The following is a 13,755-nucleotide window of genomic DNA, read 5'->3' as shown; positions in this document are numbered from 1 at the left end:
GGGGTGCTCGGGGTCCGGAGGTCAGGCCCGCACGACGGCGACGGTGTCGCGCGCCGCGTCGGCCACGGCCTGCGCGGTGATGCCGAACTCGGAGTAGATCCGGGCGTAGTCGGCCGACGCGCCGTAGTGGTCGATCGAGATGATCCGGCCCTGGTCGCCGACGACCTCGCGCCAGCCCTGCTTGACCCCGGCCTCGACCGAGACGCGGGCCTTGACGGTGGGCGGCAGGACGGTGTCGCGGTAGGCCTGGTCCTGGTCGTCGAACCACTCCATGCACGGCATCGACACCACCCGGGCGTCGATCCCGTCGGCGGCCAGCATCGTGCGGGCCTCCACGGCGAGCTGCACCTCGGACCCGGTGCCGATGAGGATCACGTCGGGCGTGCCCTTGTCGGCCTCGACGAGGACGTAGGCGCCTCGCTCGACACCCTCCACCGGGGCGAAGCCGTCCTCGCCGCGCGGGAAGACCGGGACGTTCTGACGGGTCAGCGCGAGCGCGGCCGGGCGGTCGGTGTGGCTGAGGATCGCCTGCCAGGCGGCCGCGGTCTCGTTGGCGTCTGCGGGGCGTACGACGTCGAGGCCGGGCATGGCGCGCAGCGCGGCGAGGTGCTCGATGGGCTGGTGGGTCGGCCCGTCCTCGCCGAGGCCGATCGAGTCGTGGGTCCACACGTAGGTGACCGGCAGCTTGCTGAGCGCCGCCACGCGCACGGAGCCGCGCATGTAGTCGGAGAACGTGAGGAAGGTGCCGCCGAAGACGCGGGTCAGCCGGTCGGCGGCGATCCCGTTCATGATCGCGCCCATGCCGTGCTCGCGGATGCCGAAGTGCAGCACGCGCCCGGCGTGCGGATCGGTGCTCCAGTCGCCGACCTCGGCGACCTCGGGGCCGACGGACGGTGCGCTGGTGATGGTGGTGTTGTTGGAGCCGGCGAGGTCGGCCGAGCCGCCCCACAGCTCGGGCAGCAGCGGCGCGAGGGCGTTGATGACCTTGCCGGAGGCCGACCGGGTCGCGACGCCCTTCTCGTCGGCGGGGAACGTCGGGATCGTCGCGGCCAGCTCGGTGGGCATCTCGCGACGCTTGAGCCGGTGGAGCAGCTCGGCCGACTCCGGGTGGGCCTCGGCCCAGGTGGCGTACTTCTCGTCCCACTCCGCACCCCAGGCGGCGCCACGCTCGCGCAGCCCGCGCGTGCGCTCGAGGACCGAGGGCGGCACCTCGAAGGTCTGGTCGGGGTCGAACCCGAGGACCTTCTTGGTCGCGGCGACCTCGTCGGCGCCGAGGGCGCTGCCGTGGGCGGCCTCGGTGCCCTGGGCGTTGGGGGCGGGCCAGGCGATGACGGTGTCGAGGACGATCAGTGAGGGCTGGTCGGTGACGCCGTGGGCCTTGCGGACCGCGGCGTAGAGCGCCGGCACGTCCTCGACGTAGTCGGTGCCTCCGTTGGTCCAGTCGACGGTCTGGACGTGCCAGCCGTAGGCCTCGTAGCGCTTCGCGACGTCCTCGGTGAAGGCGATGTCGGTGTCGCCCTCGATCGAGATCCGGTTGCGGTCGTAGACGACCGTCAGGTTGCCGAGCTTCTGCGTGCCGGCGATCGAGCTGGCCTCGGAGCTGACGCCCTCCTGGAGGTCGCCGTCGGAGGCGAGGACGTAGACCTGGTGGTCGAAGAGCCCCTCGCCGGGGGCGGCGTCGGTGTCGAGCATGCCGTGCACCCGGCGGGCCGAGAGCGCCATGCCGACCGCGTTGCCGACGCCCTGTCCGAGCGGTCCGGTGGTGACCTCGACGCCGGCGGTGTGGCCGAGCTCGGGGTGACCGGGGGTCTTCGAGCCCCAGGTGCGCAGCGCCTTGAGGTCGTCGAGCTCGAGGCCGAAGCCGCCGAGGAAGAGCTGGGTGTAGAGCGTGATGCTGGAGTGGCCGCACGACAGCACGAAGCGGTCGCGCGCCGCCCACTCGGGGTCGGCGGGGTCGTGGCGCATCACCTTCTGGAACAGCAGGTACGCGACCGGGGCGAGGCTCATCGCGGTGCCGGGGTGGCCGTTGCCGACCTTCTGCACCGAGTCCATCGCCAGCACGCGGGCGGTGTCGACGGCCAAGGCATCGATCTCGTCCCACTCGAGGGTGGCGGGCAGGGCGGACTTTCGGGTCAACGCAGTTCCTCTCGTGGGGTGCAGCCTGGCGGCGGCCGGGGTGCGGTCGGGATCACAGCGCCCCGGGGGTGGCCTCGACTGCGAGCCTATCGCCGTGGCCGAGTAGACTCGACCCCGCCTGAGGGTGGTGGCGGACGCTGGTGCCGACCGCGGTTCGTCCCCTCCGGTTCCCCGACGTCCGCGTCCCACCCACTCCCGTTCCCCCGAGGTTCCCACCGTGTCCCACGCCGGCCCGCACGCTGCTGCGTCCGACCGGCAGCCGACCGGTGACGACGGCCTGGCCGACGGCCCCAAGACCTGGCGCGACGTCGTCGCTGCCTACGTCGGCCTCACCAAGCCGCGGGTCATCGAGCTGCTGCTGCTGACCACCGTGCCGGTGATGTTCTTCGCCGAGCGCGGCATCCCGGCGCTCGGGCTCGTCGCCGCGACCGTGGTCGGTGGCGCGCTGTCCGCGGGCTCCGCGTCGGCCTACAACTGCGTCTACGACCGCGACATCGACGAGCAGATGCGTCGGACGCGACGACGGGCCCTGCCGCGCCACATCGTCTCGCCGGTCTCGGCGCTCGTCTTCGCGACCGTGCTCGCCGTGCTGTCGACGGTGGTGCTGGCCCTGTGGGTCAACTACCTCTCGGCGGCCCTGTCCGTGCTCGCGAACGCGTTCTACGTGTTCGTCTACACGATGCTGCTCAAGCGCCGCACGACCCAGAACATCGTCTGGGGCGGGCTGGCCGGCTGCTTCCCGGCCCTGATCGGCTGGACGGCGGTCACCGGCGAGCTGGCCTGGACCCCCGTCGTGCTGTTCCTCGTGGTGTTCTTCTGGACGCCGCCGCACACCTGGGCGCTGGCGCTGCGCTATCGCGAGGACTACCGCAACGTCGACGTCCCGATGCTCCCGGTCGTGAAGCCTGCCGCCGAGGTGGGCCGTCAGGTCGTCGTCTACAGCTGGGTGATGGTGGCGACGTCGCTGCTGCTCTGGCCGGTCGCGGGGACCAGCGTGGTCTACCCGGTCGCGGCCGCTGTGCTCGGTGCGGTCTTCCTCGTCGAGGCACACCGCATGTGGGCCCGTGCGCGGAGCTCCGAGGTGCTCGCCGAGATCAACCCGATGCGGTTGTTCCACGCCTCCAACCTCTACCTCTCGCTGCTCTTCGTCGCGGTCGCGCTGGACCCCCTGCTGGTGCGCTGAGCGATTCGGTAGCCCAATCAGTCCGAAACGTCTCGGACTTGAGAATTACTAGATGAATGCTTGAGATTCCCTGCCGGGTCTTTCGCGCCGCGGTCCCGTTGAATCGTGCGTGAGGGGGCGATCAGCGTCCCCGTTCGTCTTGGGGGTTTGTCTCACCATGCCTGCACAGCACACCGACCAGAGCCGTGGGGGCTCGGTCACCCGGACCATCGCGCGGGCCGTGGCGCTCGCCGTCGCCGTCGGCCTCGCGGTCATCGGCTTCGCCGCGCCGTCGAGCGCGCACCACAACACGATCACCGGCGCCGTCTCCTGCCGCGAGGGTGGAGGCTGGCTCGTCACCTGGCGCGTCGTCAACAGCGAGCAGCGCACCGAGACGGTGACGTCGTCCAACCGCCCCGTCGTCCCGGCCGGCACCGTCTTCGGCCCCGCCCAGGCGCGGTCCTTCGAGGAGACGGTCACCACCAAGCCCGGCTCGCCGCTCACGCTCACCCTCGCCGCCCGCTGGAGCAACGGCACCACGGCGACCAACTCGGGCAGCATCGCCGTCGCGGCGTTCTCCGACTCCTGCAACGTGACCAAGGTCGACGCCCCGACCATCCCGGTCGTCGACGAGTGCGGCCCGGGCAACGCCCACTACGGCACGGTCCCGACCGGTCCCTGGACCTCGGTGACCAACCCGGACGGCAGCGTCACGGTCACCGCCCAGCAGGGCTACGTCTTCACCAACGGCCAGACCGTCGTCACCTACCCGGTGCCGGCCGACTCCAACGTGGCCTGCCCGACGCCGCCCACCACCCCGCCCACCACCCCGCCCACGACCCCGCCGACGACGACGCCGCCCGTCGTGACGCCGCCGGAGGTGCTGCCGGCCGAGGTCCGCATCGTGCGCGCCGCTGCCCGCCACATCGACAAGTGCGGCCGCCGCAGCGACCTGTTCAAGGTCGGCAAGCGGTCCGGGATCACCTACACCGCCAACGGCAAGGTCGTGCGCCAGGGCGTCTGGATCAAGGCCCGCACCCCGAAGGTCACGATCCGTGCGGCCTCCTCCGAGACCGGTGTCGAGCTGCGCGGACGCCAGGTGTGGAAGATCCGCTTCTCGGCGAAGTCCTGCTCGCGGGCTCCCGAGGTCGCGCCCGCCACGGGCCAGTGACCCCGGTGCGCCGCACCGCCCTCGCGGTGGCGGCCGCACTGCTCGCGATACCGGTGACCGGTGCGGGGGCGGCGCACGCCGCCCCCGACCGGCTCCGGATCGCTCGCACCGGCACCAACGCCACCGTCGTGGAGGTGCCCTCGCGCGGCAACACGCTCGCGGTGGGCAACCAGCTCCGCGGGACCGTCTACACCTGGTCGCAGGGCGACCCGCCGTGCGACCCGACCGGCAGCACCGTCTACGCCGGTCACGCCTGGCGGGCCGGCAACGGCGTCGCCGACCGCTGGGGGCGCCTGCGCAAGGGCGACCGGATCAGCGTCGGCGGCTGCCGCTTCGAGGTGACCCGCCGCGAGTTCTGGTCGGCGGACCGACGGATGGGCTCGCTCTACTCGGTCTCCGGCCCGCCGCGGATCGTGCTGGTGGCCTGCAAGGCCGACGACTACTCGCGCCGCACGGTCGTCTTCGCGCGCAAGCTCGGCCCGCGCCACGTCGCGGCGGCACGGGTCGCCGGTCCCTAGGGCGGTCAGGTCCTCGCGCGCAGGTCGTGGCGCAGCTCCCGTTCGCGGACGGTCTCATGGGCGACCAGCGCGACGAGGACGGACGCCACGACCGCCAGCGCCGCCGTGGCGTCGACGCGGGTGGCGAGGGGGGCCGCGAGCACCAGCACCGCGGCCGCACCCACGCGTGCTGCCGGCAGCGTCCCGGTGCCGCGGCGCCGGAACGCAGCGAGCGAGACCAGGTAGAGCGCGACCCCTCCGCAGAGCGCGGCCGCCGCGACGACGCTGAGCGGCTCGTCCACGTGGGCGAGGGTCTTCTTCACGCCGAGCGCGAACAGGATGATGCCCAGCACCGTGAGGGTGTGGAGGTACATGTAGCAGTCCCGCGCCACCCGCACCTGCTCGGACGGGGAGGCCGACGCGAAACGCCGCTCGACGGCGAGGGCGGTGACGTCGAAGTACGCCCACCACAGGGCCGCCGCCGCGACGGCGGCCACCACCGCGGCCGTGACGAGCCCGAGGTCCAGGGGCGCGCCGTCCGCGCCGACACCGATGGACACGATCGACTCGCCGAGCGCGACGATGACGATCAGGCCGAACCGCTCGGCGAAGTGGCCGGGCGCGACCCGTGAGCCCTCGCCGGCGCTGCGGACGGGGCCGGTGTAGTCGACGGCCAGGGCGGCGACCCACGCGGTCGCACGCAGGGGACCGTCGAGCAGGGCGCCCGCGACCAGCAGCGCCGGGCCGACCGACAACGGCACCGCCAGGCGACGCAGGACGGCGCGCAGCCCCGCGTCGTGGCGCCCGAGGATCCAGTAGAGCGACAGGTGCAGCAACCGGACCACGAGGAGGCCACCCGCGAACCACACGGCGCTGGCGCCGAACGCGTCCGGCACCGCCAGCGAGACCACCAGCATCGCCGCCACGGCGGCGAGGAGCGCCACGCGAGCTGGACCGTCCTCCGACCCGGCCGCGTTGGCCACCCACGCGTAGGCCACCCACGCCCACCACAGGGCGAGGAGGATCCCGATGCCCTGCAGGACGTTGCCCCACGACTCACCGGCACCGAGGTAGCCGGTGACCTGCGTGAGGGCGAACACGAACACGAGGTCGAAGAACAGCTCGAGGGGAGTGACCCGCTGCTCGTCCCGCGTGCCGCTCATGGAGGCGGTCGGAGGCGGTCCGCGGCGGTCATCGACCGACAGCCTCGATGACGAGCCGTGCGGTCTCGGCGCCGGAGAAGTTCTGCTGGCCGGTCACGAGGTTGCCGTCGCGCACGGCGAAGGAGCGGAACGGTCCGGCCTGGATGTAGTTGGCGCCCAGGTCCTTGAGCGAGTCCTCGATGCGCCACGGCATGATCGTGCGTCCCTCCGGCAGCAGGCCCGCCTCCCACGTCATCCGGTCCGCTGCGTCCTCCTCGACGTTGGGGAAGCCGGTCACGGTCCTCCCGGCGACGAGGGGCGAGCCGTCCGGGGCCTTGGCGAAGGCGAGGATCGCCGTCCCGTGGCACAGCGCGGCGGTGACCTTGCCGGTGGCGTGGAAGGCGCTGAACACCTCGTGCAGGTCGGTCGCGGCCTCGAAGGTGAACATGGGCGACTGGCCGCCGGCGACGACGAGCGTGTCGTAGGCATCCACGTCGAGGTCCCGGACGGCGCGCGTCGACGCCACCTGCGCGGTGAACCGGGGGTCGAACTTGTAGCCCCGCGAGATCTGGTCCTCGGCCTGCCACTGCGACGGATCGTCCGGATCACTCATCGCGTCCGGGACGCACGGCCCGCCGTCGGGCGAGTACAGGTCGACCTCCCAGCCTGCCTCGCGGAACAGGTAGTGCGGGTGGGTCAGCTCGGACCACCAGAAGCCGACCGGCCAACCGATCGAGGTGGACACCGCACCGTTGGCGATGACGAGGGCGGCTCGTCGGGGACGCCCGGGATCGACGGGGTTGAGGTCGCTGTGGGTCATGCCCGTGACGCTAGGCACGCCTCGGGTCGGGACCTAGAGGTCCTGCGTTGTGCCGCTACACGAATCGGGTGTGGGACCACGCCCGCCCGAGGGCTACATTCCCCCTCGTGAGCACCCTGGACCTGAGGCAGCTGCGCTCGGTGGTCGAGGTGGCCCAGCAGCGCAGCTTCACCCGGGCGGCGCAGCGGATGCACGTGGCGCAGCAGGCCCTGTCGCAACAGGTCCGCAACGTCGAGGACCAGGTCGGGGTCCAGCTCTTCCTGCGCACCGCCCGCGGCGTCGAGCCCACGGCCGCCGGCGAGGTCTTCGTCGAGGAGGCGCGGCGGGTGCTCACCGGGGTCGACCGACTGGTGCAGCGCACCCGGGCGGCCGCCGAGGGCCTGAGCGGGACCCTGCGCGTCGCGTACTCGCTCGCCACCGTGTACGAGACGCTGCCCCGCCTGCTGGAGGCGCTGCGGGACGCGACGCCCGACGTGCGGGTCGAGGAGCGGGAGATGGTCGCCAGCGAGATGGAGCAGGCCCTGCTCGACGGACGGGCCGACGTCGCGCTGTGCCCCCGCGCGGTCGTCGGTGCGGGGATCGACCGCGTCGAGGTCCGGCGCGAGGAGCTGGTGTTCGCCGTCGGCGCCGACCACCCCTGGGCCACCAGGGAGGTGGTGCCGCTGGCCGAGCTGGCGGACGAGAGGCTGGTCGTGTGGGGGCGGGACACGGCTCCGGGCTACCACGACGCCGTCCTGGCCAGCTGCCGGCAGGCGGGGTTCGAGCCGCACGTCGGCGAGCCGTCCAGCGGGGCGACCGTGTGGGGCGCCATCGCCAACGGCGCAGGCGTCGGGCTCGTCGTCACCTCGATCGCGGTCGGCCTGCCGCGCGGACTGGCGCTCGTGCGGATCGAGCCGCCCGTCCCTCGGCTCACCATCGACCTGCTGTGGGCGCACGAGGACGCCACCCCGCTCGTGGCGCGGGTCCGCACGATCGCGGAGCAGCTGGCCCACCGCTGGTAGGCCCGGCAGGGGGCGGTCCCGCTACGGGAGCCGGGTTGCCGGGTCGGCCTGGTGCTCAGCGTCGGGGCGTGCCTCGCGCGCGGCGTGGTGCGGCAGCACCGCGAGGGCCGCGCGGGCGAGCCCGGCCGCGAGCAGCCCCGCGCCGAGCATGTGCAGCGCGACGAGCAGGACCGGCAGGTCCAGCCAGTACTGCACCCAGCCCAGCACGCCCTGCAGCACCTCGACCAGCAGCACGAGCGCGGTGACGGTCGCCAGCCACCGGTGGCCGCCGCGCAGCGCGACGACGAGCAGCGCCACGGTGAGCGCGACGAGGACGTAGACGGCGTAGGCGTGCAGGTGAGACACGGTCGAGGGGTCGAGCCCGTTGCGCGGGGAGTCCGTGTCGCCGGCGTGGGGGCCGGCACCCGTGACGACGGTGCCGAGGTAGAGGACGACCCACCCGGCGGCCAGCGTGGACCAGGCGAGGGCGCGGGGGAGCGGCGGGGCCGCCGGGCGGTCCGGGCTGCGGAGCTCGTCGAGGAGCGCCACGCAGACCATGATCATCGCCATCGACAGCAGGAAGTGCCCCGACACGATCCACGGGTTCAGGTCGGTCAGCACCGTGATGCCGCCGATCACCGCCTGGAGCGGGATGCCGAGCCCGATCACGAACGACAGCCGGGTCGCGCGCCGGTGACGGGCGCCCAGCGCGGCGAGGAAGCACGCGATCGCGACCGCGGTCAGGGCGAAGGTGAGCATCCGGTTGCCGAACTCGATGGCGCCGTGGACGCCCAGCTCGCCGTGCGGGACGTACGAGGAGTCGGTGCAGCGCGGCCAGGTCGGGCAGCCGAGCCCCGAGCCGGTGAGGCGGACGGCGCCGCCGGTCACGACGATGCCGATGTTGGCGATCAGGTTGGCCACCGCGAGCGGCCAGAGGAACCGGGAGAGCCGGCGGAGCAGGTCAGTCATCATTCCCACTTGAAGGTACGGGCCGTGAGGAGCGTGCCGACGAGCGCCCAGGCGGCCAGCACGAGCAGGGAGCGGACGTCCACCGCGGCGTGCAGCCCGGCCTCGCGCATCGCCTCGCCCAGGGCCGAGGACGGGAGCCACGCGATCAGCGGGGCGGCCGCGCCGTAGGAGCTCGTCGGCAGCACCACGCCGCCTCCCGCCATGAGGAGGAGGTAGACCAGGTTCGCGAGCGCGAGGGTGGCCTCGGCGCGCAGCAGCCCGGCGACGAACAGGCCGAGGGCGGCGAAGGCGGCGGTGCCCAGCGCGACGGCGAGGACCAGTGCCGCCAGTGAGGTCAGCGGGTGGGTCAGGTCCGGGTCCCACCCGAGCAGGAGCCCGACCGCGACCAGCACGACGAGCTGGAGGGCCACCACGCTGAGCAGCGCGAGGACCTTGCCGAGGAGCAGCCCGTGGCGGGGGAGCGGTGACGAGCCGAGCAGCTTGATGACGCCGTAGCGGCGCTCGAAGCCGGTGGCGATCGCGACCGAGGTGAAGGCGGTCGACATCACCGCGAGGGCGAGGACGCCGGGGGTCAGCACGTCGACGGGGCGGTGACCCTCGAGGTCGATCCCGATCCGCCCCGCGCCGGCGACGCCGGCCACCAGCACGATCACCGGGATGACCACGGCGAGCAGGAGCTGCTCACCGTTGCGCAGCATCAGCCGCGCCTCCATCCGGGCCTGCGCCCGCACCATGCGGGCCAGGGGAGCCCCTCCCGGGGCGGGGGTGAAGGTGCTCACGGGGCGAGCTCCCGTCCGGTGAGGTCGAGGAAGACGTCCTCGAGGTTGCGCTGGCCGAGGTGCAGCGACTCGGGCAGCACGTCGTGGTCCTCGCACCAGCGTGACACGCGGCCGAGCGTCATCGAGTCGGCGGGACCGTGGATGAGCATGCTCACCTCGTCGAGCTGTCGGACCTCCGTGTCGGGACCGAGCTCGGCGCGCAGCGACTCGGGGGCGCCGTCGGGGAAGGGCCGGTTGACGACGAGGCGGATCGTGGCGGAGCGGCCGCCGCGGGTCAGCTCGGAGGGCGTCCCGGTGGCGATCACCCGGCCGTGGTCGATGATGTGGATCCGGTCGGCGAGGCGCTCGGCCTCGTCCATGTGGTGGGTGGTCAGCACGACCGTGACGCCGTCGCCGCGCAGCTCCTCGAGGAGCTCCCACGTCGTGCGTCGGGCCTGCGGGTCCATGCCGGCGGTGGGCTCGTCCACGAAGACCAGCTCCGGGCGACCGACCAGCGCGATCGCCAGGCCGAGGCGCTGCTGCTGGCCACCGGAGAGCCGGCGGTAGGGCGTACGGCCGCAGTCGGCGAGGCCGAGGCGGTCGCTGAGCAGCCCGGTGTCGAGCGGGCGGGCATGGAGCGACGCCATGTGGTCGAGCATCTCGCGGGCCCGGACGCCGCTCCACGCACCACCGGCCTGCAGCATCACGCCGATGCGGGGCAGCAGGGCGGCGCGGTCGCGCTGCGGGTCGAGGCCGAGCACGCGCACGGTGCCCTGCTGCGGGGCGCGGTAGCCCTCACAGGTCTCGAGCGTCGTGGTCTTGCCGGCACCGTTGGGGCCCAGGACGGCGGTGATCGTGCCGCGGTCCACGGTGAGGCCCAGCCCGTCGACGGCGACCTTGTCGCCGTACGTCATCACCAGGCCGTCGATCTCGACGGCGGGGGACGCGGATGGCACGCCTGAAGTCTAGGTGCGTGCCACCCACGGTCCTCGCGCGGTCCCGCTTCGGGCGTCAGCCCTTGACGAGCCGGACGTAGTCGACGTCACCCGCGAAGTAGTCGCAGCTGTCGGCGCCCACGGTCGGGTCGCTGGTGTCGCAGTCGAGCTTGCCGCCGATGGTCCACGGCTTGTTGTTGTCGATGGTGCCGGTGTTCTTGCGGATCCGGTTGCGGAACTCGCCGTCCACGTACATCGTCACCTGGGTGGACGTGCGCTCACAGCGCACGACGTGCCACTGGCCGTCGTTGAGCGGGGTCTTGGACCCGATCGCGGCCTGTCCGCTGGGCGACTTGAACATGCAGCTGATGACGCCCTTCGGCTGCTGGAACTTCACCTGGCCGCCAGCGGTCTTGGCCTGGCCCTTCTGGATCACGTTGCCGAACTTCACCGTCGAGCGGTAGCGGATCTCGACCGTGAAGCTCCCGGCGCCGGGATCCAGCGAGCCGTCGGCGGCGTCGGGGACCGTGATCAGGTGGTCCGTGCCGTAGTAGATGCCCTCGTCCGGCGAGTGCCGGTCGATGGTGGCGTAGCCGCCCCGCATCCGCACGTGGCTGCCGATCGCCGCGTCGTGCCCCAGCCCGGACGAGTCCGCCGCGACCGTGGACCCGGCCGGCTCGTCGAGCTCGAGCGCGAGGGTGGTGACGGGCGCCAGCCGCGCCGAGACGGCCCTGGCGTCCTGTCCGTTGGCGGTCGGTGCCGCCAGCACGAGGCCGCACAGCGCCGCTGCTCCCAGCGCCGCGAGCGCCGGTCCTGCTCTCCTCATCTCCCCGTCTCCCTTCGTGGGTGCACGGGATGGGTCCACCCCGTCCTCGACCCAGACAACCCCCGCCGCGGATGCCGTCGCGCTGGTGCGGCGGACGTACCCAGAACTGGGGGCGAGGGCCCCCAGCCGGTGACTTAGGCGACCCTTCCTTGAAGCGGGCGGTGCATTAACGTCACACTGTCGTTGTGGAATTCACCAGGACGGCTGCGACCCCCGACGGGGACGCACCCACGCGCGACCGCGTGGCGCGCACGATCCTGGAGAACGGTCCGTCGACCGCCGCGGAGCTCGCCGCCCGGCTCGACCTCACCCCGGCCGCCGTGCGCCGCCACCTCGACCAGCTCGCCGACGACGGCGTCGTCGAGGCCCGCGACCAGAAGGTCTACGGCACCCGCGGTCGCGGCCGCCCGGCCAAGGTGTTCGCGCTGACCGAGTCGGGGCGCGACAGCTTCGACCAGCAGTACGACGACCTCGCCGCCCAGGCGCTGCGCTTCCTCGCCGAGTCCCAGGGCGAGGACGCGGTGGCCGAGTTCGCGCGCCGCCGGGTCGCGTTCATCGAGCGCGACTACGCCGCGGTGGTCGAGGCCGACCCGGACCTCTCGCCGGCCGAGGCGCTGGCGCGGGTGTTCAGCCAGCAGGGCTACGCCGCGTCGGTGCGGCACCTGCCGGTCGTGGGGGAGCAGCTGTGCCAGCAGCACTGCCCGGTCTCCCACGTCGCCCACGAGTTCCCCCAGCTCTGCGAGGCCGAGACCGCCGCCATCGGCGCGGTCCTCGGCACCCACGTCCAGCGGCTGGCGACCATCGCCCACGGCGACGGCGTCTGCACGACCTGCATCCCCCAGACCCCCCGGTCCCAGAAGACCACCGAGAAGGAGAAGGCATGACCTCCATCGAAGAACTCAACCCGGAGCTCAAGGGCATCGGCACCTACGAGTTCGGCTGGTCCGACTCCGACGCCGCGGGCGCTGCCGCCACGCGCGGCCTCAGCGAGGAGGTCGTGCGCGACATCTCGGGCAAGAAGTCCGAGCCGCAGTGGATGCTCGACCTGCGGCTGAAGGGCCTCAAGCTCTTCCACCGCAAGCCGATGCCGACGTGGGGCTCCGACCTGTCGACGATCGACTTCGACAACATCAAGTACTTCGTGCGCTCCTCGGAGAAGCAGGCCACCTCGTGGGAGGACCTGCCCGAGGACATCAAGAACACCTACGACAAGCTCGGCATCCCGGAGGCGGAGAAGCAGCGCCTCGTCGCCGGTGTCGCGGCGCAGTACGAGTCCGAGGTCGTCTACCACTCGATCCGCGAGGACCTCGAGGAGAAGGGCGTCATCTTCGTCGACACCGACACCGCGCTGAAGGAGCACGAGGACCTCTTCAAGGAGTACTTCGGCACCGTCATCCCGGTCGGCGACAACAAGTTCGCCGCGCTCAACACCTCGGTGTGGTCGGGCGGGTCGTTCATCTACGTCCCCAAGGGCGTCCACGTCGACATCCCGCTGCAGGCGTACTTCCGGATCAACACCGAGAACATGGGCCAGTTCGAGCGGACGCTGATCATCGCGGACGAGGACTCCTACGTGCACTACGTCGAGGGCTGCACCGCGCCGATCTACTCCTCCGACTCGCTGCACTCGGCCGTCGTGGAGATCGTGGTCAAGAAGGGCGCCCGCGTGCGCTACACGACCATCCAGAACTGGTCGAACAACGTCTACAACCTCGTCACCAAGCGCGCGACCTGCGAGGCCGGCGCGACGATGGAGTGGGTCGACGGCAACATCGGCTCCAAGGTCACCATGAAGTACCCCGCGGTCTACCTGATGGGTGAGCACGCCAAGGGCGAGACGCTCTCGATCGCGTTCGCCGGCGAGGGCCAGCACCAGGACGCGGGCGCCAAGATGGTGCACGCCGCCCCCCACACGTCGAGCTCGATCCTGAGCAAGTCGGTGGCCCGCGGTGGCGGCCGGACGTCCTACCGCGGCCTGATCCAGGTCAACGAGGGCGCCTACGGCTCGAAGTCCAACGTGCTGTGCGACGCGCTGCTCGTCGACCAGATCTCGCGCTCGGACACCTACCCCTACGTCGACATCCGCGAGGACGACGTGTCGATGGGCCACGAGGCCAGCGTCTCGAAGGTCTCCGACGACCAGCTCTTCTACCTCATGTCGCGCGGCATGGAGGAGGACGAGGCGATGGCGATGATCGTGCGCGGCTTCGTCGAGCCGATCGCCAAGGAGCTGCCGATGGAGTACGCCCTCGAGCTCAACCGCCTGATCGAGCTGCAGATGGAGGGCGCGGTCGGCTGATCGCGCCGCCCCGCCCAGTGACCCGCTGGTCGAGGACGCCGCGCAGCGGCCGTCACGAGA

Annotated in this window: 13 protein-coding genes; 6 read left to right on the top strand and 7 right to left on the bottom strand. The window is 72.3% G+C overall.

The window, feature by feature from the left end:
• Positions 1-21: 21 nt before the first annotated feature.
• The gene (tkt, locus tag LN652_RS04000; RefSeq protein ID WP_230444680.1) at positions 22-2,118 is read right to left on the bottom strand and encodes a transketolase; all 2,097 of its coding nucleotides are present in this window, start codon (positions 2,116-2,118) and stop codon (positions 22-24) included.
• Between the two features lie 295 nt (positions 2,119-2,413).
• Between tkt and LN652_RS03995 the strand changes: the two genes are divergently transcribed.
• The 3 genes from LN652_RS03995 to LN652_RS03985 all read left to right on the top strand — a co-directional run bounded on the left by LN652_RS03995 (position 2,414) and on the right by LN652_RS03985 (position 4,987).
• Positions 2,414-3,319 carry a heme o synthase gene (locus LN652_RS03995; protein ID WP_230444679.1) on the top strand — a complete coding sequence of 302 codons (906 nt, stop codon included), beginning with the start codon at positions 2,414-2,416 and terminating at the stop codon, positions 3,317-3,319.
• A 157-nt stretch (positions 3,320-3,476) separates the two neighbouring features.
• Entirely contained in the window at positions 3,477-4,469 is a 993-nt protein-coding gene (locus LN652_RS03990) for a hypothetical protein (protein ID WP_230443402.1), read from the top strand.
• 5 nt (positions 4,470-4,474) lie between these two features.
• Positions 4,475-4,987 (top strand): class F sortase, encoded by a 513-nt coding sequence (locus LN652_RS03985; protein ID WP_230443401.1) that lies wholly within the window; start codon positions 4,475-4,477, stop codon positions 4,985-4,987.
• A gap of 5 nt (positions 4,988-4,992) precedes the next feature.
• Here the strand turns inward: LN652_RS03985 and LN652_RS03980 are convergent, their stop codons facing one another.
• Entirely contained in the window at positions 4,993-6,129 is a 1,137-nt protein-coding gene (locus LN652_RS03980; RefSeq protein ID WP_230443400.1) for a low temperature requirement protein A, read from the bottom strand.
• A gap of 28 nt (positions 6,130-6,157) precedes the next feature.
• Positions 6,158-6,928, bottom strand: coding sequence for a type 1 glutamine amidotransferase domain-containing protein (locus LN652_RS03975; protein WP_230443399.1), 771 nt, complete (start codon positions 6,926-6,928; stop codon positions 6,158-6,160).
• 107 nt (positions 6,929-7,035) lie between these two features.
• Between LN652_RS03975 and LN652_RS03970 the strand changes: the two genes are divergently transcribed.
• A complete protein-coding gene (locus tag LN652_RS03970) occupies positions 7,036-7,929 on the top strand; it encodes a LysR family transcriptional regulator (protein WP_230443398.1) in 894 nt (297 codons plus the stop codon).
• A gap of 21 nt (positions 7,930-7,950) precedes the next feature.
• Here the strand turns inward: LN652_RS03970 and LN652_RS03965 are convergent, their stop codons facing one another.
• From LN652_RS03965 to LN652_RS03950, 4 genes are read right to left on the bottom strand one after another with little or no spacing between them, the layout of a single operon-like run.
• Entirely contained in the window at positions 7,951-8,877 is a 927-nt protein-coding gene (locus LN652_RS03965; protein WP_230443397.1) for a COX15/CtaA family protein, read from the bottom strand.
• Positions 8,877-9,656 (bottom strand): ABC transporter permease, encoded by a 780-nt coding sequence (locus LN652_RS03960; protein WP_230443396.1) that lies wholly within the window; start codon positions 9,654-9,656, stop codon positions 8,877-8,879. The genes LN652_RS03965 and LN652_RS03960 overlap by 1 nt, the downstream gene beginning before the upstream one ends.
• Positions 9,653-10,591, bottom strand: a complete 939-nt coding sequence (locus LN652_RS03955) for an ABC transporter ATP-binding protein (protein WP_230443395.1) — start codon at positions 10,589-10,591, stop codon at positions 9,653-9,655. The genes LN652_RS03960 and LN652_RS03955 overlap by 4 nt, the downstream gene beginning before the upstream one ends.
• A 55-nt stretch (positions 10,592-10,646) precedes the next feature.
• Positions 10,647-11,396: a laminin G domain-containing protein gene (locus tag LN652_RS03950; protein WP_230443394.1), complete on the bottom strand. Its 750-nt coding sequence runs from the start codon at positions 11,394-11,396 to the stop codon at positions 10,647-10,649.
• Positions 11,397-11,581: 185 nt separating this feature from the next.
• Between LN652_RS03950 and LN652_RS03945 the strand changes: the two genes are divergently transcribed.
• Together LN652_RS03945 and sufB are read left to right on the top strand one after the other, a co-directional pair.
• Entirely contained in the window at positions 11,582-12,280 is a 699-nt protein-coding gene (locus LN652_RS03945; protein ID WP_230443393.1) for a helix-turn-helix transcriptional regulator, read from the top strand.
• Positions 12,277-13,695 carry a Fe-S cluster assembly protein SufB gene (gene sufB, locus LN652_RS03940; protein ID WP_230443392.1) on the top strand — a complete coding sequence of 473 codons (1,419 nt, stop codon included), beginning with the start codon at positions 12,277-12,279 and terminating at the stop codon, positions 13,693-13,695. The genes LN652_RS03945 and sufB overlap by 4 nt, the downstream gene beginning before the upstream one ends.
• Positions 13,696-13,755: the final 60 nt, after the last annotated feature.

The sequence above is a fragment of the Nocardioides okcheonensis genome (genome assembly GCF_020991065.1).
GTDB lineage: Bacteria > Actinomycetota > Actinomycetes > Propionibacteriales > Nocardioidaceae > Nocardioides > Nocardioides okcheonensis.
Note: the sequence above shows the minus strand (reverse complement) of the source record. Positions and strands in the feature narration are given on the sequence as shown.